The organism is Streptomyces sp. NPDC058257, assembly GCF_042881845.1.
Lineage (GTDB): Bacteria > Actinomycetota > Actinomycetes > Streptomycetales > Streptomycetaceae > Streptomyces.
In genome coordinates, this window is record NZ_JBHVXJ010000001.1 from 887858 (window position 1) to 906210 (window position 18353).

The window sequence follows — 18353 nt, forward strand, 5'->3', positions numbered from 1 at the left end:
TGTGGGGTCAGGTCAGGAGGGGGGCTGTTCCTCGTCGGCGCCGCGTGCGAGCACCCCGAGCGGCACCGGCCGGGCGAACGGCCGCCGTGCGGACCGCTCCTCGCAGCCCGCGAGCCCGGCGACGGCCGCCGAGCACATCCGGCCCTGGCACCAGCCCATACCGGCCCGGGTCTGGAGTTTCACGGTCCGCGTGTCGGTGGCCCCGAGTTCCTCGACGGCCTCGCGGACCGCCGACGCCGGGACCTCCTCGCAACGGCAGACCAGGGTGTCGTCATGGAGTTGCTCGGCCCAGTGCGCGGGCGGCACGTACACGGCACCGAGCACCTCGGCGAACTCCCGCATTCTCGTACGGGACTTGGCGGCGGATGCCCATGCGCGGGGGTCGGGGGCGCTCCCCCGGAGCCGCGCGGCGGCCGAGCGTCCGGCGATGTGCCCCTCGGCGAGCGAGAGGGCGGCGCCGCCGATGCCGGTGGTCTCGCCCGCGGCCCAGACGCCGGGGACGTCGGTGCGCTGCTCGGCGTCGACGGCGACGTTCAGGCCGTCGACGCGGCAGCCGAGCCCTTCGGCGAGATCGGTGTGCGGCAGCATGCCGTGGCCGACGGCGAGGGTGTCGCAGGGGATGCGCCGCTCGGTACCAGGTCTGACGCGCCCCGCCGTGTCGAGCGCGACGATGGTCACCGCCTCGACCGCGTCCTTGCCGTGCGCCTCGACGACGGTGTGCCGTGCGGCCAGGGGGACGCGGTGGCGCAGCAGTCGGGCGGCGTAGCCAGCTCCCTCGGCGAGCTTGCCCGGGTGGGCGGCGAGGGTGGCCGCGTGCCGCGCGAAGGCTTTCGGGTCGGCGGACTCGACCAGGGCGGCCACCTCGGCGCCGGCCGCGGCGAGCCCGACGGCGACGGGCATGAGCAGCGGCCCGGTTCCGGCGACGACGGCGGTACGCCCCGGAAGTACGAGGCCTCCCTTGAGCATGGCCTGCGCTCCCCCGGCGGTGACCACACCGGGCAGGGTCCAGCCGGGGAACGGCAGGACCTTCTCGTACCCCCCGGTCGCGAGGAGCACGGCGTCGGCGTGCACGGCCACGGACTCCTGCTGCCCGGGACCGAGGAGCGCGTGCACGGTAAAGCCCGCGGCAGGGTCGTACCGCCGCTCCACGAACCAGACATGATGCTCCGTCAAATGGGTGATGCGGCCCGCCGTGATCTGTTCCGCGAGCCCGTCCCGCAGTCGCTCCCACGTCCGCCACTGGTGATGCAGCGCCTGTGGTCGGCGGGCGCCCAGCGCCCCCGCGGGCCGGCGGTAGAACTGGCCGCCCGCCCGCGCGGCCGAGTCCAGCACCGCGACCCGCACACCCCGCTGAGCCGCGGCAAGCGCAGCAGCGAGCCCGGCGGGCCCAGCACCGACCACAACGAGCGTCCGCGGCGCCTCCGCACCCGCCATCACCGCCGATCACCGCGCATCCGCCCCTGGACGAATGAGCCTTCCCGCCCGTCCATCCGCTCGACCCGCTCGACCCGCACTCCTGAGGGGACGTGCCGGTGTGCCGTTCCTGCGGGCACGCTGTTCGACCCCGCCCGAAGTCGCGACGTACTCATCGCCGCTCCCCCGTCTCCCCGTCGCCATGACCGCTGCCGCTCTGCGTCCTGATCTCGTCTCCGGGTGCCGCCGGCAGCAGGCAAGCCCGTTGGTTGGCACGGCCGTTGACCTCCACCAGGCAGTCGAAGCAGACGCCGATCCCGCAGAAGACTCCCCTCGGCTCGCCGTCCCGGCGCGTGGTGCGCCAGGCGGTGATGCCCGCCGACCAGAGCGCGGCGGCCACCGTCTGTCCCGGCAGGGCCGGGATCTCGCGGCCGTCGAACGTGACGGTGTGCGGCGGGGCCGGGTGGGCGCGGACCAGGTTCAAGGGGGTGCGTCTGCTCATGGCGACTCCTCGGGCACGGTGTCGGCGAACCGGTCGGGGCGGAACGGAGCGAGGTCGAGATCCGGGTCCGCCCCGCTCAGCACTTGGGCGATCAAGTGGCCCGTCCCCGCGGCGAGGCCGATCCCCGCGCCCTCGTGTCCGCAGGCGTGGATGAGCCCCGGCACCCGGGCGTCGGGGCCGATGGCGGGGAGGTGGTCCGGCATGTAGGGGCGGAAGCCCACGTACGCGCGCATCGCGTGGACGCTCTCCAGGAACGGGAAGAGCCGGGTCGCCCCCGCCGCGAGGGCCCGCATGACCGGCAGCGAGAAGCTCCGGTCGAAGCCGACCCGTTCGCGGCTCGCGCCGATCAGGATCGGCCCGGCGGCCGTGCCCTCGACCACCGGCGACGTCTGGAGGGCGGCGGATCCGCTGGCCACGTCGGCCACGTAGTCGGCGGCATACACCTTGTGCCGGACCATGCGCGGCAGCGGCTCCGTGACCAGGACGAAGCCGCGCCGGGGCAGCACGGGCAGGCGCACTCCGGCGAGGGCGGCGATGTCGCCGCCCCAGGTGCCCGCCGCGTTCACGACGTACGGGGCGTGGATCTCGCCCTGGTCGGTGCGGACCCCGCGCACCTCACCGCTCGCGGTCCGCAGTACGGCGCTCACGGTCCGGCCGGTGAGTGACCGCGCCCCCAACACCCGTGCCATCCGCGCCAGTTGGGCTGCGGCCAGGGACGGCATCACCTGGCAGTCCTGTGGATAGTGGACGCCGCCCGCCGTGCCGGGAGCGAGGTGCGGCTCCAGTTCGTACAGCTCATCGGCCGCGACGGCCCGCGCGTCGACCCCGGCTTCGCGCTGCCCGGCGGCGAACTCCCCCAGCGCCGCGGCCCCTTCCCCGGACGACGCCACGACGACGCCGCCCTTGGCCTCGAACTCGATGCCCGCGCCCACTCCCGGCTCGGCGGTGAGCTCCGTCCACAACCGGTTGGACAGGAGGGCCAGGTCGAGCTCGGGTCCTGGTTCCTTGTCGGAGACGAGGAGATTCCCCTCGCCGGATCCGGTCGTGCCGCCGGACACGGGCCCGCGGTCCACCAGGACGACGGACAGCCCGGCCCGCGCCGCGTACAGGGCACACGCGGCGCCCACCATCCCGGCGCCGACTACCACAACATCGCAGGTCAGCCGCTTTGTCACGCCAGTACTATGTCACATGTTTCCTTATGGGCCAAGGGTCCCTAGGCTGACGGGACCGCCCCTGAGCACTCCGCCACGAGCCCCGGAACGGGGAAGAGAAGGTGACTCCCATGACCGAGTCCGCCAAGCCCGCGAAGGCCGCCAAGTCCGAGGCCCGCAAGAACGCCCTGTACCCCGAGGTCTCCGACGAGCTCTCCGCCCTGATGCGGACGGGCTGGGCCGACACCGAGCAGCGCGACCTGCGCCCGGCCGAGCAGGCCCCGCACGCGGCGCGCCGCCGCGCCGCCCTGTCCGCGCTGTTCCCGGGCGAGCGCCTGGTGATCCCCTCCGGGAAGCTCAAGACCCGCTCGAACGACGACCATTACCCCTTCCGCCCCTACTCCGCCTACGTCCACATGACCGGCGACCAGGCGAGGGACTGCGCACTGGTCCTCGAACCGCACGCCGACGGCGATGGCCATGACGCGCACCTCTACCAACTCCCCCGCGACAGCAGGGACAGCGACGAGTTCTGGACCGGCATGACGGCCGAACTCTGGATGGGCCGCAGGCGCAGCCTCGCCGAGTCCGAGCTGCTCCTCGGTCTGCCCTGCCGCGACGTCCGCGACGCCCCGGCCGAGCTCGCCGCCTCACCCGGCGTGCCGACCCGCATCGTGCGCGGCCACGACCCCGCGCTCGATGCGGCCGTGACGACCGACGAGGAGCGCGACGCGGAACTGGAGGAGGCGCTCTCGGGCCTTCGCCTGGTCAAGGACGACTGGGAGATCGGCGAGCTGCGCAAGGCAGTCGACGCGACGGTCCGCGGATTCACCGATGTCGTAAGGGAGTTGGCCACCGCCGTCGCCACGTCGGAGCGCTGGATCGAGGGCACCTTCTTCCGCCGCGCCCGCCTGGAGGGCAACCACATCGGATACGGCTCGATCTGCGCGGCGGGCGAGCACGCCACGATCATGCACTGGCAGCAGAACGACGGCCCCGTGCGCCCCGGCGAACTCCTGCTCCTGGACGCGGGCGTGGAGACCCACACCCTTTACACCGCCGACGTCACGCGCACGCTCCCCATCAACGGCACCTTCACCCCGCTCCAGCGGGCGATCTACGACGCGGTGCACGAGGCCCAGGAGGCGGGCATCGCCGCCGTGAAGCCGGGCGCCGCGTACCGCGACTTCCACGACGCCGCGCAGCGGCACCTCGCGCACAAGCTCGTCGAGTGGGGCCTCCTCGAAGGCGACCCCGAGCGGGTCTTCGAGCTCGCCCTGCAACGCCGCTTCACCATGGCGGGCACGGGCCACATGCTCGGCCTCGACGTCCACGACTGCGCCCGGGCGCGCACCGAGGAGTACGTCGGCGGCGTACTCGAAGAGGGCATGGTGCTCACCGTCGAACCCGGCCTGTACTTCCAGCCGGACGACCTCACCGTGCCCGCCGAGTACCGGGGCATCGGGGTCCGCATCGAGGACGACATCCTCGTCACGGCCGACGGCAACGAGAACCTGTCGGCGGGTCTGCCGCGCGGCGCCGCTGCGGTCGAGGAGTGGATGAGCGGCCTGACGGACGGCCGCTAGGACGGACGGCCGCCAGGCCGGGCGGCGACACCGGGGCACGGGCTCGGCGCACGGGTCCGCGCTCCGCCACCGCCCCGACCACGGCCACGGCCACGGCCACCCCTCTATACACTCCGTATATACATGCCGTGTATAGTGCACGCATGTCCGCTGCGAAAAACAAGATGAGAAGTTCCGCCAAAGGGTTCCGTCGAGCCGCGTCTTTGACGGCCGCCGCCACCGCGGCCATGGCCGTCGCCCTGACGGGATGCACCAAGGTGGACACCTCCGCGCCCAGTTCCGTCCGCAAGGACGGGGCGCCCCTGAGCGCCGAGGACCGGGGAAAGTTCGGGACGGTCGACTGCCGCAAGGCCAAGTGCGTGGCCCTGACCTTCGACGCGGGACCGAGCGAGAACTCGCCGCGCCTTCTCGACATCCTCAAGGAGGAGAAGGTGCCCGCCACCTTCTTCCTGCTCGGCAAGAACCACATAGCCAAGCACCCCGAGCTCGTGAAGCGCATGGAGGACGAGGGCCACGAGGTGGCGAGCCACACCTGGTCGCACAAGATCCTCACCGACATCACGCCTGACGAGGCACACCGGGAACTGCGCAGGACCAACGAGGCGATAGAGAAGCTGATCGGCCACAAGCCGTCGCTGATGCGCCCGCCGCAGGGACGTACGAACCCCGACGTCAACGACATCTCGCGCGAGGAGGGCCTCGCGGAGGTCCTGTGGAGCGTGACCGCCAAGGACTACACGACCGACGACTCCGCCCTGATCCAGAAGCGCGTCGTCGATCAGACCCAGCGTGACGGCATCATCCTGCTGCACGACATCTACAAGGGGACGGTGCCCGCGGTGCCGGGCATCATCGACGAGCTGAAGAAGCGCGGCTACGTCTTCGTGACGGTGCCCCAGCTGCTCGCGCCGGGCAAGGCGGAGCCGGGGAAGATCTACCGCCCGTAGCAGGCGCTGTTCGCCTCCGGGGCCTGGCAGGATCGGCGTGTGGCTCTCTTCCGTATCGACCGGGAATCATCCCTGCCCACCGACGAGGTCTGGCGCCGGCTCACCGCGTGGGAGCGGCATGCCGACGTGGTCCCGCTGACGCGGATCCGCGTCCGGACGCCACCGCCCAGTGGAGAGGGGACGGTGTTCGTCGCCCGCAGCGGGATCGGTCGTCTCGGGTTCGACGACGTGATGGAGGTCGTGACCTGGCGCCCGGTCTCCGGGGACGAGCACGGGAACGGAGGCGGGGGCCTGTGCCGTCTTGAGAAGCGCGGGTCGTTCGTGACGGGGTGGGCGGAGATCGAGGTGTCCCCGCGGGCGGGGGCCGGTTCGACGGTGGCCTGGCGGGAGGATCTGCGCGTGCGGTGGTTGCCACGGATCTTCGACGGGGTACTCGTGGCGGCCGGACGGTGGATGTTCGGGCGGGCGGTGGACGAGTTGCTCTCCGCTCCCTTGCCCCGCACCCGCGCGTGACGGCCGGTCGATGCCGAAGGCGGCGATCGACGCGGCACGGCCGGACTCACGTTCAGGCGCACGGGAATCGAGGCGAACCACGCGCGAAGCCGACGGCCCGGTCCCGTGCGGCCGGGAGCTGGTCCGGCGAAGCCCTCGGCTCAGTCCCGTGACGCCCGCGCCCGCCCGTGCAGCGTCCGCGCCACTTTCGGCCCCAGCCACCGCTTCATCCTGCGCAGCGGCTCCAACTGCTCGGCCGCCCGGTCGATCCGGTAGTACAACTGCGGCGGGATGTGCGGCAGGAGCGGCGAGTGTCGCTGGCCGAGGAGCGCGAACATCTGGGCCGGGTCGAGGCCGATGTAGCGCGGCAGGTTCTCGTACCACTGGGCGCTGTAGCGGGCCGCGCTCTGGACGGAGAGGAGGGCGGACCTGCGCTCCCGTTCGTAGCTCGCGAGGGCGGGGCCGAGTCCAGAGCTCCCGGCCGGGCTCCTCCGCAGGGCGCCCGCCAGGGCGATCGAGTCCTCCAGGGCGAGCGTCGTGCCCGCGCCGATCGAGTAGTGCGTGGTGTGCGCGGCGTCGCCGAGCAGGACCACGTTGCCGCGGTGCCACGTCCGGTTGGTCAGCGTACGGAAGTTGAGCCACTGCGCGCTGCCGTCGGCCTGCGCGCGGCCGATCAGGCGGTGACCGTCCAACGGCCCCGCGAAGAGCCGCTCCAGGAGGGCGAGTCCGTCGGCCTCGCTCGCCTCGTGCAGGCCGAGGCCCGTCCAGACCTGCGGGGAGCACTCGATGACGCAGGTGCTCCGCTCGTCGCTGAAGCGGTAGCCGTAACACCAGATCCAGCCGTGCGGGGTCTCCACGAAGGCGAAGGTGAAGGAGTCGAAGACCTTGGTGGTGCCGAGCCAGACGTACTTGTTCCGCCCGACCGCGACCTCCGTGCCGAAGTGGCCCGCGTGGCGCTCGCGCAGCACGCTCCTGACACCGTCGCCCGCGACGACGAGATCGGCGTCGGGCAGCTGGTCCGCGTCCGTGATCTCACTCTCGAACTCCACGCGCACGCCCAGGGATCGGGCCCGCCCGGCAAGGATGTCGAGCAGCCGGTGGCGCCCGATGCCGTGGCCCTCGTCGCCGTGGTGGACCGTCGTGCGGTCGCCCACGTACGCGATGCCGTCGCTCCAGCGCACCGAGTGCTCGCTGATGGCGCGCGCGGACTCGGGGTCTTCGGCGCGGAGCTTCTCAAGGAGGCCGCCCCAGTAGGTGACCCCCCAGCCGTAGGTCGACCCGGCCGGGTTCCGTTCATGGACGGTGATGTCGTGGGACGGGTCCTGCCGCTTGAGCAGGATCGAGAGGTACAGGGCGGCGGGACCGCCGCCGACGCAGGCGACCTTCACAGATGCTCCCATTGCGTCACAAAGTGGTCATTTTGTAACGCAACGTAGCAGACTCGATACGTCAGGCCACGGATCCGATACGTCCCGCCGGGCGCCGCGAGCCGTCATGGTGGATCGGCGTGTGCGCTCCCGTCAGCGAGATGCCGCTGCCGCCCCGCCGGTTCGCGACGATCTCCGCGGCGATGGAGAGCGCCGTCTCCTCCGGGGTACGGGCGCCGAGATCGAGGCCGATGGGTGAGCGCAGGCGGGTCAACTCCAGTTCGCTCACGCCGACTTCACGCAGCCGGTCGTTGCGTGCCTCGTGCGTGCGGCGCGATCCCATCGCGCCCACGTAGGCGACCGGCAGGCGCAGGGCCAGTTCGAGCAGCGGCACGTCGAACTTGGCGTCGTGCGTCAGGACGCACAGGACGGTGCGGCCGTCGACCTCCGTCCGCTTCAGGTATTTGTGCGGCCACTCGACGATGACCTCGTCGGCGTCGGGGAAGCGCGCCGCCGTGGCGAAGACGGGCCGCGCGTCGCACACGGTGACGCGGTAGCCGAGGAACTTGCCGATCTTGACGAGCGCCGAGGCGAAGTCGATGGCGCCGAACACGATCATGCGGGGCGGCGGGACGCTCGACTCGACGAGGAGTGTGAGCGGCTGCCCGCAGCGCGAGCCGTCCTCGCCGATCTCCACCGTGCCCGTGCGCCCCGCGTCCAGCATCGCGCGGGCCTCGCCCGCAGCGGTGCGATCCAGCTCGGGATGTCCGCCGAGCCCGCCCTCATGAGGGGCGTCGGCGTCGGAACGTACGAGAAGGGCCCGGCCCACGAGCTCGGCGGGACCGGAGGTGATCCGGGCGATCGCGGCGGGCTCGCCCGAAGCGGCCGCCGCGAGCGCGGCGGCGAAGACCGGCCGCACGCAGGAGTCCGCGCGGACCGGGGTGACGAGGATGTCGATGACGCCGCCGCAGGTCAGACCCACGGCGAAGGCGTCCTCATCGCTGTATCCGAAGCGTTCCAGGACGCTTTCGCCGTCTTCGAGGGCCTGCTGGCACAGGTCGTAGACGGCACCTTCCACACACCCGCCGGAGACGGAGCCGATCGCCGTGCCGTCGGAGTCGACGGCCAGGGCCGCGCCCGGCTGCCGGGGCGCGCTGCCGCCGACCGCCACCACGGTGGCGACGGCGAAGTCGCGTCCCTGCTCGACCCACCGGTCCAGCTCTTCGGCGATGTCCAGCATGTCCGTCTCCTAACGGGTGTGTGTGTACAGGATGGGCTACTTGACGCCCATCCAGTTCTCGATCGGATGGAGCGCGAAGAAGGCGAGGAACACGAGCGCGAGCACCCACATCAGCCAGCCGATCTCGCGGACCCTGCCCTGGACGGCCTTGATCAGGACGTGGGCGACGACACCGGCCGCGATACCCACCGTGATGGAGTACGTGAACGGCATCAGGACCATGGTCAGGAACACCGGAATGGCGGTGGCCTGGTCGGTCCAGTCGATGTGCCTGGCGTTGCTCAGCATCATCGCGCCGATGACGACGAGCGCGGCGGCGGCGACCTGGGTCGGGATGAGCTGGGCCACCGGGGTGAAGAAGAGGCACAGCGTGAAGGCCAGACCGGTGATGACGCTCGCGAAGCCGGTGCGCGCGCCGTCGCCGACACCCGCGGTGGACTCGACGAAGACGGTCTGGCCGGAGGCTCCGGCGAGACCGCCGACGACGCCACCGGCACCGTCGATCGCCAGTGCCTTGTTCAGGCCCGGCATCTTGCCGTCCTTGTCGGCGAGGTTGGCCTGCTGGCCGATGCCGATGATGGTGCCCATGGCGTCGAAGAAGCCGGCGAGGACCAGGGTGAAGACGATGACACCCACGGTGATTCCACCGATGTCGCCGATACCGCTGAACGACACCTCGCCGAAGAGTCCGAAGTCGGGCGACGAGACGACGGAACCGTTCAGTTCGGGGGCGTTCAGACCCCAGTCCTTCTGGCTCATGCCCGCGACCTGGTTGACGATCGCGGCGAACACGGTGCCGCCGACGATGCCGATGAGGATCGCGCCCGGGACCTTGCGGACCTGGAGCAGGAAGATCAGCAGGAGGGTGACGGCGAAGCAGAGGACGGGCCAGCCGATGAGCTTGTCGTCGATGCCCATCTGGATCGGCTTCGAGCCCATGTCGCCGTACTTGGACGGCATGGAGGTGACGAAGCCCGCCTGGACCAGACCGATCAGCGTGACGAACATGCCGATGCCCATGGTGATGGCGTGCTTCAGCGCCAGGGGAATCGCGTCCATGATCAGGGTCCGCAGCCCTGTGAGGACCAGCAGGATGATGATGACGCCGTAGATGATGCACATCGCCATCGCGTTGCCCCAGGTCATCTCCGGGGCGACCTGGAAGGCCATGACGGCGGAGACACCGAGCCCCGCCGCGAGGGCCAGCGGCACATTGCCGATGATCCCCATGACGATGGTGGTGGCGGCCGCCGCGAAGACGGTGGCGGTGGTGAGCTGATCGGCGTCGAGGCGGTGTCCAGTGGCGTCGGGCACCGAGAGGATCACGGGGTTGAGAAGGATGATGTAGGCCATCGCCATGAAGGTGGTGACGCCGCCACGCACCTCCCGGCCGACCGTCGATCCTCGCTGGGTTATGTGGAAATACCGGTCCAGCCAAGACCTGCCGGCCGGGACGCGTGAGCCGTTGCCCGCGTCCTCTGCCGTGGTCTTCGGCTCCGTTGACTGCTGGGTCATGGTGCCTAACTCCCAAGGTTCAAAGGGGCACCCGCAACAGGCTGGTCGATCAAGGTTGGGCCTGTGGAGACTGCGGGATTTGGGATGCTGCGTTGGGCGCACGACCCGGGGGACGGCCCGAGACGAACTGGGGCTCCGAAGAGCGTGGGTGCTGCGTGGGTGCTGCGAGACCGCGAGCGGGGCGGTACTGGGGTTCTCCGGGCGGCACGGGCGTCGGGAAGTGTGACGTTCCATGGGAGGCGCGCGCCGCCCGGAGAGATCGTGGGACCAGGTGCCGGTCAGGTACCGGTCAGGTGCTCCGGACGTACCGGTGTCCTGTTCAGCTCCAGACCCGTCGCGTTCCGGATCGCCGCGAGGACGGCCGGGGTCGACGAGAGGGTCGGGGCCTCGCCCATGCCGCGAAGGCCGTAGGGCGCGTTCGGGTCGGCCAGTTCGAGCACGTCGACCGGGATGGTCGGGGTGTCGAGGATGGTCGGGATGAGGTAGTCCGTGAAGGAGGGGTTGCGCACCTTCGCGGTCTTCGGGTCGACGATGATCTCCTCCATCACCGCGACGCCGAGGCCCTGGGTGGTACCACCCTGGATCTGGCCGACCACGGAGAGCGGGTTGAGCGCCTTGCCGACGTCCTGGGCGGTGGCCAGCTCGACCACCTTGACCAGGCCGAGCTCGGTGTCCACCTCGACGACCGCGCGGTGCGCGGCGAACGAGTACTGGACGTGGCCGTTGCCCTGGCCGGTCTCCAGGTCGAAGGCCACGGTGGGCCGGTGGCGCCACTCTGCCTCGACCTCGACGGTCTCGCCCTCGAGCAGTTCGCCGAGGTCCGCGAGTGCCTCGCCGCCGTCGGTGAGGACCTTGCCGCCTTCGAGCACCAGTTCGGCGGTGGCCCACGCGGGGTGGTAGGAGCCGAACTTGCGGCGGCCGATCTCCAGGACCTTCTCGCGGACGAGCTCACAGGAGTTCTTGACCGCGCCACCGGTGACGTACGTCTGACGGGACGCGGACGTCGAACCGGCGCTGCCCACCTGGGTGTCGGCGGGGTGGATGGTGACCTGCTGGACGCCGAGCTCGGTGCGGGCGATCTGCGCGTGGACGGTGATGCCGCCCTGGCCGACCTCCGCCATCGCGGTGTGCACGGTCGCGACCGGCTCACCGTTGATGACCTCCATGCGCACCTTGGCGGTGGAGTAGTCGTCGAAGCCCTCGGAGAAGCCGACGTTCTTGATGCCGACCGCGTAGCCGACGCCACGGACGACGCCCTCGCCGTGCGTGGTGTTGGAGAGACCGCCGGGCAGCGCGCGGACGTCCGCGCCCTCGCTTGACTCCCACTGGCGCTCGGGCGGCATCGGGCGGGCCTTGACGCGGCGCAGGATCTCGGCGACCGGGGCCGGCGAGTCGACCGGCTGGCCCGTCGGCAGCAGCGTGCCCTGCGACATGGCGTTGAGCTGGCGGAACTCGACCCGGTCCATGCCCACCTTGTCGGCGAGCTTGTCCATCTGGGCCTCGTAGGCGAAGCAGGCCTGGACGGCGCCGAAGCCGCGCATCGCGCCGCACGGCGGGTTGTTGGAGTAGAGGGCGATCGCCTCGATGTCGACGTCCTCGATCACGTACGGACCGACCGAGAGGGACGAGGCGTTGCCCACGACCGCCGGGGACGCCGACGCGTAGGCGCCGCCGTCCAGGACGATCTTGCACTTCATGTGTGTGAGCTTGCCGTCCTTGGTGGCGCCGTGCTCGTAGTAGAGCTTCGCCGGGTGGCGGTGCACATGGCCGAAGAAGGACTCGAAGCGGTTGTAGACGATCTTGACCGGCTTGCCGGTGCGCAGCGCCAGGAGGCAGGCGTGGATCTGCATCGAGATGTCCTCGCGGCCACCGAACGCGCCGCCGACGCCGGAGAGCGTCATGCGCACCTTGTCCTCGGGCAGGCCGAGTACGGGGGCGATCTGACCGAGGTCCGAGTGCAGCCACTGGGTGGCGACGTACAGATCGACGCCGCCGTCCTCGGCCGGGATGGCGAGGCCGGACTCCGGGCCGAGGAAGGCCTGGTCCTGCATGCCGAAGGTGTACTCGCCCTTGACGACGAAGTCGGCCTTCTTGGCGGCCTCTTCGGCGTCGCCGCGGACGATCGGCTGGCGGTGCACGATGTTGGGGTGCGGGACGTGCCCGATGTGGTGGTCGTCGCGGCCCTCGTGCACGAGCACGGCGTCGGGAGCGGTGGCCGATGCCTCATCGGTGATGAGGGGCAGTTCCTTGTACTCGACCACGATCTTCGCGGCGGCACGGCGTGCGGTCTCCGGGTGGTCGGCGGCCACGATGGCGACCGGCTCACCGTGGTGGCGGACCTTGCCGTGGGCGAGGACCGGGGTGTCCTGGATCTCCAGGCCGTAGTTCTTCATCTCGGCCGGCAGGTCGTCGTACGTCAGGACGGCGTAGACACCCGGCGTCTTGAGCGCCTCGACGGTGTCGATCGACACGATCTCGGCGTGCGCGACGGTGCTGCGCAGCGTCTGGCCCCAGAGCATGTCCTCGTGCCACATGTCCGAGGAGTAGGCGAACTCGCCGGTGACCTTCAGGGTGCCGTCCGGACGGAGCGTGGACTCGCCGATACCGCCCTTGTTGTGCTTCTGGGTGACTTCGGTGGGCGCGCCCGTGGTGGTCTTGGAAGGCGTTCCCGTGGTGGTCTTGGAGGGCGCGCCCGCGGTGGTCTTGGAGGGGGTGCCCGTGGTGGTTCCAGCCATGATCAGACCGTCTCTTCCTGACGGGCGGCCGCCAGGCGTACCGCGTCGAGGATCTTCTCGTAACCCGTGCAGCGGCAGAGGTTGCCGGAGAGCGCCTCGCGGATGTCGGCGTCCGACGGCGATACGTTGCGCTCCAGGAGCTCGTCGGCCGCGACGAGCAGACCCGGGGTGCAGAAGCCGCACTGGACGGCGCCGGCGTCGATGAACGCCTGCTGGATCGTGGAGAGTTCACCGCCCTCGCCGGTCTGGCCGTCGGTGCCCTTGGCCTGCCACTGGCGGGCCTCCTGAAGGCTGGTGCCGCCGCAGACGGAACCGCAGGCGCCGCCCGGGTGGGCGTCCTCGCGGTGCTTGGCGTAGTCCGCCAGGCCCTCGACGGTCACGACCTCCCGGTCCTGGACCTGTCCGGCGGCGACCAGACACGAACACACCGGTACGCCGTCGAGGCGGACGGTGCAGGAACCGCACTCGCCCTGCTCGCAGGCGTTCTTCGAACCGGGAAGCCCCATGCGCTCGCGCAGGACGTAGAGAAGGGACTCGCCCTCCCAGACGTCGTCGGCTTCCTGCTGACGGCCGTTGACCGTGAAGTTCACGCGCATTATGCGACTCCCTCAGTGCTGCGGCCCTCGCCGCGGTACGACTCCCAGGTCCAGCCGAGCGTGCGGCGGGCCATGATGCCGACGGCGTGGCGGCGGTAGTTCGCCGTGCCGCGGACGTCGTCGATCGGGTTGGCGGCACCGGAGGCGAGCTCCGCGAACTGCTTGGCGATCGAGGGGGTGATGATCTTCTTGCTGTCCCAGAAGCCGCCCTCGTCGAGCGCCGCGTTCAGGAACTCCTCGGCGGCCTTGGCCCGGATCGGGGTCGGGGCCGCGGAGCCGATGCCGGTCCGTACGGTCCGGGTCTCGGGGTGCAGGGCGATGCCGAAGGCGCACACCGCGATGACCATGGCGTTGCGGGTGCCGACCTTCGAGTACTGCTGCGGACCGTCCGCCTTCTTGATGTGCACGGACTTGATCAGCTCGTCCTTGGCGAGCGCGTTGCGCTTCACGCCGGTGTAGAACTCGTCGATCGGGATGAGGCGCGAGCCGCGTACGGACTCCACCTCGACCTCGCAGTCGGCGGCGAGCAGCGCCGGGTGGGCGTCGCCGGCCGGGGACGCCGTGCCGAGGTTGCCGCCGACGCCGCCGCGGTTGCGGATCTGCGGCGATGCGACCGTGTGCGAGGCGAGCGCGAGACCGGGGAGCTCGGTGCGCAGCTCCTCCATGATCGTGGTGTAGGGAACCGAGGCGCCAAGCCGGACCGTCTCCTCGCCCACCGACCACTCGCGCAGTTCGGCGACGCGGTTGAGGTCAAGCAGGTACTCGGGACGACGGTGGTCGAAGTTGATCTCGACCATCACATCGGTGCCACCCGCAATCGGCACAGCGGTGGGGTGCTCGGCCTTGGCGGCGAGCGCCTCCTCCCAGCTGGCGGGGCGAAGGAAGTCCATGAGGCTCTCTTCTTCTTCATATCGAGGGTCGTACGTTCGAGAAGATCCAGCCAAGTCGGACCGGAGGCCTCTCGACTGCTCGTTCATGTGCTGTTAACGCGGAGTGGGCCAAGTACACCGCCCCGTCGTCCCATGGGGTCAGTCACCGAAACCATGAAGGAGTTGGCTGGCCAAGCCGCGCGTCTTGTAGATTCGTATGAAGAACGGGCCTCAGTAACCTCGCGGATTCCCCCTGGAAACCGGAGGCATCCCTGGACACGAGGGCCCGGGGCGAGGTCCAGCGACACAGAGTCGACAGACCTGGACTGTCTGTACATCCCATTCGAGACAAGATCGGCGGCGACCACCATGCGGCTGCGCGCACTCCTTGACACCGACGCGCTGGGCCTGCGGCTGCTGGGCGGTGAGGAAGAGCTCGACCGCACCGTGCGCGGTGTGATGACCACGGACCTGCGCGACCCCAGCCGGTACCTCGCGGGCGGCGAACTGGTCCTGACGGGCCTGGCCTGGCGCCGCGACGCCTCCGACACCGAACCCTTCGTACGCATCCTCGCGAGCGCGGGCGTCGCGGCGCTCGCCGCGGGCGAGGCCGAGCTCGGCGACATCCCGGACGACATCGTCGAGGCCTGCGCGCGGCACCGCCTTCCGCTGTTCGCCGTGAACGAGACGGTGGCCTTCGCGACGATCACCGAGCACGTCGTCCGCCAGGTCTCCGGCGAGCGGGCCGGAGACCTGGCCGCCGTCGTGGACCGGCACCGCCGCCTGATGACATCGGGCCCCACGGGCGGCGGCCCCGACGTCGTACTCGACCTGCTCGGCTCCGACCTGGACCTGCGGGCCTGGGTCCTGTCCCCCGCCGGCCGCGCCATCGCGGGGTCGAGCGCGGGCGGCCCCGCCCTTTCCCGGTCGGTGTGCGCACGCCTGGCGGCCGAGCACCTGGCCGCGGCCCGCACGGGACGGCGAGGCCCGCACCGGGTCCAGGTGGACGGCACGACGTACTCCCTGTTCCCCGTCCGGAGCAGTGGGCGCGGTCCGGCTTCCGCGGCGGCCGCGGCGAGCACGGCGGCCCTGCGTGACGTGCGCGAGACGGTCCTCTCGGACTGGCTCCTCGCGGTCGAGGCCGACGCGGGCGACTGGCCCGAGGAGCGCCTCGACCTGCTACAGGGCGTCACCCAACTGATCGCGGTGGAGCGCGACCGGCGCGACGCGGCCCGCACGGTGCGGCGCAGGCTCGCGCAGGAAGTCCTCGAACTGGTCCAGACGGGCGCGGCCCCCGCGGAGATCGCGGCGCGTCTGCGGGTCGCGGCGCCCGTACTCCTTCCCGGCCTGGGCGCGGCACCGCACTGGCAGGTCGTGGTGGCCCGCGTCGAGTGGGACGGCGGCGGGATCGAGGGCGGCCCGGTGGCCCAGTCCCTCCTGGAGGAGATCCTCGTCGACCCCCTGTCGGCGGGTCCCGAGCCTTCCGACCGCATCGCGGTAGCCCATACGGGTGACGAGGCGATCGCGCTCGTGCCGCTGCCCGCGGTCTCCTCGGAGCACGACGGCTCGGAGACGGGCCTGCTCGCCGACTCCCTCCTGGAGTCCGTCCGCGACCCGCTCTCGGCAGGCCTCGACGGCGACGGCCGTCTCACGCTGGGCGTCAGCGCGTCCGTGCACTCGGCGGAGGGCCTGCGCGGCGCGCTGGAGGAGGCACGGCACGCCCGCCGGGTCGCGGCGGCGCGTCCGGGGCGGGTCTGCGCGGCGGGCCACCAGGAGCTGGCCTCGCACGTCCTGCTGCTGCCCTTCGTCCCCGACGACGTGCGCCGGGCGTTCACGGCCCGCCTGCTCGACCCGCTGCGGGACTACGACCGGCGCCACCGGGCGGAGCTCATCCCGACCCTTGAGGCGTTCCTCGACTGCGACGGTTCCTGGACGCGATGCGCGGCGCGCCTGCACCTGCACGTCAACACGTTGCGCTACCGGGTCGGCCGTATAGAGCAGTTGACGGGTCGTGACCTCTCGCGCCTGGAGGACAAGCTCGATTTCTTCCTGGCACTGCGGATGAGCTGACGCGAACGACCTCGGACGATCCGCTTTCATGGCCCGCCCTTTGTGAATTCTTTCACCCAGCCCCTTGGCCCGATGTACCGATCCATGCTGAGATGCGCCCACGACTCAACAGCTCAATGGCGTGCTCGGGGAGGGCAACGTGGCGCATCCCGCCATGTCTGGTACCGGAACGACTGCAGGGGACGATCCACTCCAGACCGCGGTATGGCGGCTGCGCTCGCGCGGCTGCTGGACCGACGCGGCCGCGCTGCTCGCCTCGCGAGAGGGGCCGGGTCCCGCCCTCCAGAGAACCTCGCTGCTCGTCGAGCGGTGCCTGTTCACGGGTGAGGGCTGGGCCGAGGCGGAGGACGGGCTGCGTACGGCGGAGGCGCTGGCGGTTCAGGACGACGACCGCGGGGCCGCGGCGTGCGAGCGCGGGCAGCTGGCGTACGCCTCCACGGTGCTCGCCGTGCGGGACAGGGCGGACGAGGCGCGTACGGCGCTCGGGCGGGCGGCGGCGCTGCTTGCCCCGAACGCTCCGGGGCGCCCTCTTCTCGACTTCCGCCGGGGTCTGATCGCCGAGCACATCGCGGACTCGCCCCAGGCGGCGCGGGCCGCCTATCGGCGGGCGCATGCGGGGGCGACGGCGCACGGTGACACCCTGCTCCTCTCCTTCACCTGGCGGCATCTGGCCGGACTCGCCCTGCGGGAGGGGGAGTTGGCGGAGGCGCGGCACGGGTTCGCGGAGTCGCTGCGGATTCGGGAGGAGCTGGGGTACTTGGTGGGTACGGCGCCCGCGCTCGCGGCTCTCGCCGATGCGGAGCCCGAGCCGGAGGCCGGGCGGCTTCGGGCTGAGGCCGCTCGCCTGTTCCGGCTGATGGGCGGGGTGCCGTCGTGGCTGGCGCAGCATCTGACGCCACCGGCTCCGGCGGCGTAGGCCTCCGGCCCTCGGATTTCAGCCCGGTCGGCGTTTGAGGCCATCTTGTCGGGGGGGGCCAGGGGGGCACAGCCGCCCCCCTGGTTTCGGGAAGGGGCGGGATCGGGGAGAGCCCCGCGGGGGCACGCCCGAACCTCAGCCCCCCGCCCCCGCGAAGTGCTCCCGTACCAAGGTCTGGACGACCGCCAGATCCTTCGCGACCAGCGCCTCCAGCAGAGCCATGTGCTCCGCCGCGTCGGCGACAAGGTCCGCCCGGCGGCCATGGACGGGGCCACTCACCAAGGGCCACTGCGACCGCCGGTGCAGATCATCCGCCACCTGCACCAACTGCTGATTCCCCGAAAGGGCGAGGACCGCCCCGTGAAAGGCCCGGTCCGCCTCCGCGTAGCGGGCGAGGTCGCCGCCCGCCGCCGCCACCGCGCTCGCCTCCGCGAGCGGCCGCAACTCGCACCACCGCGCCGCGGGCACCGTACGGGCGAGCCTCAGCATCACCGGCACCTCGATGAGCGCCCGCACCTCCGCCAGCTCCCCCAGCTCGCGCGCGCTGCGCTCGGTGACCCGGAAACCGCGGTTGGGTACGACCTCCACGGCCCCCTCGGTCGCCAGCTGCTGCATCGCCTCGCGCACGGGGGTCGCCGAGACCCCGAACCGCTCGCCGAGCACGGGCGCGGAGTACACCTCGCCGGGCGCGAGGTCGCCGCCGACGAGTGCGGCCCGCAGGGCGTCCAGGATCTGTCCGCGGACCGAGTTCCGCCGCACCGTCCTGCGGGGCGCGGGCAGCTCCACCGGCTCCCCGTGCGTGTGCTCGCCCCGGGCCTGCGGGGCCGATGAGGCCCGCACCTGCTCCGGCACACGGACGGCGAGGCGGTACGCGTCATGCGCTCTGGCCTGCTCCACGAGTCCACCCCGAAGTCCGCTCGGTCCGAAAGGTACGAGAGGCACCATAGGCGG

Annotated in this window: 15 protein-coding genes; 5 read left to right on the top strand and 10 right to left on the bottom strand. The window is 71.4% G+C overall.

Going from position 1 to position 18353, the window contains the following annotated elements; genetic code table 11:
* Window positions 1-12 precede the first annotated feature (12 nt).
* The 3 genes from ACFVXC_RS03860 to ACFVXC_RS03870 all read right to left on the bottom strand — a co-directional run bounded on the left by ACFVXC_RS03860 (window position 13) and on the right by ACFVXC_RS03870 (window position 3090).
* Window positions 13-1434 (bottom strand): NAD(P)/FAD-dependent oxidoreductase, encoded by a 1422-nt coding sequence (locus ACFVXC_RS03860; RefSeq protein WP_389901117.1) that lies wholly within the window; start codon window positions 1432-1434, stop codon window positions 13-15.
* Between the two features lie 151 nt (window positions 1435-1585).
* A complete protein-coding gene (locus tag ACFVXC_RS03865) occupies window positions 1586-1915 on the bottom strand; it encodes a (2Fe-2S)-binding protein (RefSeq protein WP_389901119.1) in 330 nt (109 codons plus the stop codon).
* Window positions 1912-3090: an NAD(P)/FAD-dependent oxidoreductase gene (locus ACFVXC_RS03870; RefSeq protein WP_389901121.1), complete on the bottom strand. Its 1179-nt coding sequence runs from the start codon at window positions 3088-3090 to the stop codon at window positions 1912-1914. The genes ACFVXC_RS03865 and ACFVXC_RS03870 overlap by 4 nt, the downstream gene beginning before the upstream one ends.
* Window positions 3091-3200: 110 nt before the next feature.
* Between ACFVXC_RS03870 and ACFVXC_RS03875 the strand changes: the two genes are divergently transcribed.
* The 3 genes from ACFVXC_RS03875 to ACFVXC_RS03885 all read left to right on the top strand — a co-directional run bounded on the left by ACFVXC_RS03875 (window position 3201) and on the right by ACFVXC_RS03885 (window position 6115).
* Window positions 3201-4655: an aminopeptidase P family protein gene (locus tag ACFVXC_RS03875; protein ID WP_389901123.1), complete on the top strand. Its 1455-nt coding sequence runs from the start codon at window positions 3201-3203 to the stop codon at window positions 4653-4655.
* Window positions 4656-4798: 143 nt separating this feature from the next.
* The gene (locus ACFVXC_RS03880) at window positions 4799-5602 is read left to right on the top strand and encodes a polysaccharide deacetylase family protein (RefSeq protein WP_389901124.1); all 804 of its coding nucleotides are present in this window, start codon (window positions 4799-4801) and stop codon (window positions 5600-5602) included.
* A gap of 39 nt (window positions 5603-5641) precedes the next feature.
* Window positions 5642-6115: an SRPBCC family protein gene (locus ACFVXC_RS03885; RefSeq protein WP_389901125.1), complete on the top strand. Its 474-nt coding sequence runs from the start codon at window positions 5642-5644 to the stop codon at window positions 6113-6115.
* Between the two features lie 140 nt (window positions 6116-6255).
* On the opposite strand, the gene ACFVXC_RS03890 is transcribed toward ACFVXC_RS03885, so the two are convergent.
* The 6 genes from ACFVXC_RS03890 to ACFVXC_RS03915 all read right to left on the bottom strand — a co-directional run bounded on the left by ACFVXC_RS03890 (window position 6256) and on the right by ACFVXC_RS03915 (window position 14437).
* Window positions 6256-7482 carry an FAD-dependent monooxygenase gene (locus ACFVXC_RS03890; protein ID WP_389901573.1) on the bottom strand — a complete coding sequence of 409 codons (1227 nt, stop codon included), beginning with the start codon at window positions 7480-7482 and terminating at the stop codon, window positions 6256-6258.
* Window positions 7483-7543: 61 nt separating this feature from the next.
* A complete protein-coding gene (locus tag ACFVXC_RS03895; RefSeq protein ID WP_389901127.1) occupies window positions 7544-8701 on the bottom strand; it encodes an XdhC family protein in 1158 nt (385 codons plus the stop codon).
* 36 nt (window positions 8702-8737) lie between these two features.
* Window positions 8738-10216, bottom strand: coding sequence for an NCS2 family permease (locus tag ACFVXC_RS03900; RefSeq protein WP_389901129.1), 1479 nt, complete (start codon window positions 10214-10216; stop codon window positions 8738-8740).
* 278 nt (window positions 10217-10494) lie between these two features.
* The gene (locus ACFVXC_RS03905; protein WP_389901130.1) at window positions 10495-12951 is read right to left on the bottom strand and encodes a xanthine dehydrogenase family protein molybdopterin-binding subunit; all 2457 of its coding nucleotides are present in this window, start codon (window positions 12949-12951) and stop codon (window positions 10495-10497) included.
* Between the two features lie 2 nt (window positions 12952-12953).
* Complete coding sequence (locus ACFVXC_RS03910) at window positions 12954-13547, bottom strand: (2Fe-2S)-binding protein (RefSeq protein ID WP_389901132.1); 594 nt, start codon at window positions 13545-13547, stop codon at window positions 12954-12956.
* Entirely contained in the window at window positions 13547-14437 is an 891-nt protein-coding gene (locus tag ACFVXC_RS03915) for an FAD binding domain-containing protein (protein ID WP_389901134.1), read from the bottom strand. Before ACFVXC_RS03915 ends, ACFVXC_RS03910 begins: the two co-directional genes overlap by 1 nt.
* 348 nt (window positions 14438-14785) lie before the next feature.
* On the opposite strand from ACFVXC_RS03915, the gene ACFVXC_RS03920 reads away from it, so the two are divergent.
* Both ACFVXC_RS03920 and ACFVXC_RS03925 read left to right on the top strand, forming a co-directional pair.
* Window positions 14786-16486 carry a PucR family transcriptional regulator gene (locus ACFVXC_RS03920; RefSeq protein ID WP_389901135.1) on the top strand — a complete coding sequence of 567 codons (1701 nt, stop codon included), beginning with the start codon at window positions 14786-14788 and terminating at the stop codon, window positions 16484-16486.
* A gap of 154 nt (window positions 16487-16640) precedes the next feature.
* On the top strand, window positions 16641-17402 hold the full coding sequence (locus ACFVXC_RS03925; protein WP_389901137.1) for a hypothetical protein: 762 nt from the start codon (window positions 16641-16643) through the stop codon (window positions 17400-17402).
* Between the two features lie 135 nt (window positions 17403-17537).
* On the opposite strand, the gene ACFVXC_RS03930 is transcribed toward ACFVXC_RS03925, so the two are convergent.
* Window positions 17538-18299: a GntR family transcriptional regulator gene (locus ACFVXC_RS03930; RefSeq protein ID WP_389901139.1), complete on the bottom strand. Its 762-nt coding sequence runs from the start codon at window positions 18297-18299 to the stop codon at window positions 17538-17540.
* Window positions 18300-18353 lie beyond the last annotated feature (54 nt).

What these genes read in the sequence shown, in the direction of transcription:
- ACFVXC_RS03920 (WP_389901135.1), top strand. Translation starts at nt 14,786, where the DNA reads ATGCGGCTGCGCGCACTCCTTGACACCGACGCGCTGGGCCTGCGGCTG.
- ACFVXC_RS03880 (WP_389901124.1), top strand. Translation starts at nt 4,799, where the DNA reads ATGTCCGCTGCGAAAAACAAGATGAGAAGTTCCGCCAAAGGGTTCCGT.
- ACFVXC_RS03915 (WP_389901134.1), bottom strand. Translation starts at nt 14,437, where the DNA reads ATGGACTTCCTTCGCCCCGCCAGCTGGGAGGAGGCGCTCGCCGCCAAG.
- ACFVXC_RS03905 (WP_389901130.1), bottom strand. Translation starts at nt 12,951, where the DNA reads ATGGCTGGAACCACCACGGGCACCCCCTCCAAGACCACCGCGGGCGCG.
- ACFVXC_RS03865 (WP_389901119.1), bottom strand. Translation starts at nt 1,915, where the DNA reads ATGAGCAGACGCACCCCCTTGAACCTGGTCCGCGCCCACCCGGCCCCG.
- ACFVXC_RS03875 (WP_389901123.1), top strand. Translation starts at nt 3,201, where the DNA reads ATGACCGAGTCCGCCAAGCCCGCGAAGGCCGCCAAGTCCGAGGCCCGC.
- ACFVXC_RS03925 (WP_389901137.1), top strand. Translation starts at nt 16,641, where the DNA reads ATGTCTGGTACCGGAACGACTGCAGGGGACGATCCACTCCAGACCGCG.
- ACFVXC_RS03860 (WP_389901117.1), bottom strand. Translation starts at nt 1,434, where the DNA reads ATGGCGGGTGCGGAGGCGCCGCGGACGCTCGTTGTGGTCGGTGCTGGG.
- ACFVXC_RS03910 (WP_389901132.1), bottom strand. Translation starts at nt 13,547, where the DNA reads ATGCGCGTGAACTTCACGGTCAACGGCCGTCAGCAGGAAGCCGACGAC.
- ACFVXC_RS03895 (WP_389901127.1), bottom strand. Translation starts at nt 8,701, where the DNA reads ATGCTGGACATCGCCGAAGAGCTGGACCGGTGGGTCGAGCAGGGACGC.
- ACFVXC_RS03900 (WP_389901129.1), bottom strand. Translation starts at nt 10,216, where the DNA reads ATGACCCAGCAGTCAACGGAGCCGAAGACCACGGCAGAGGACGCGGGC.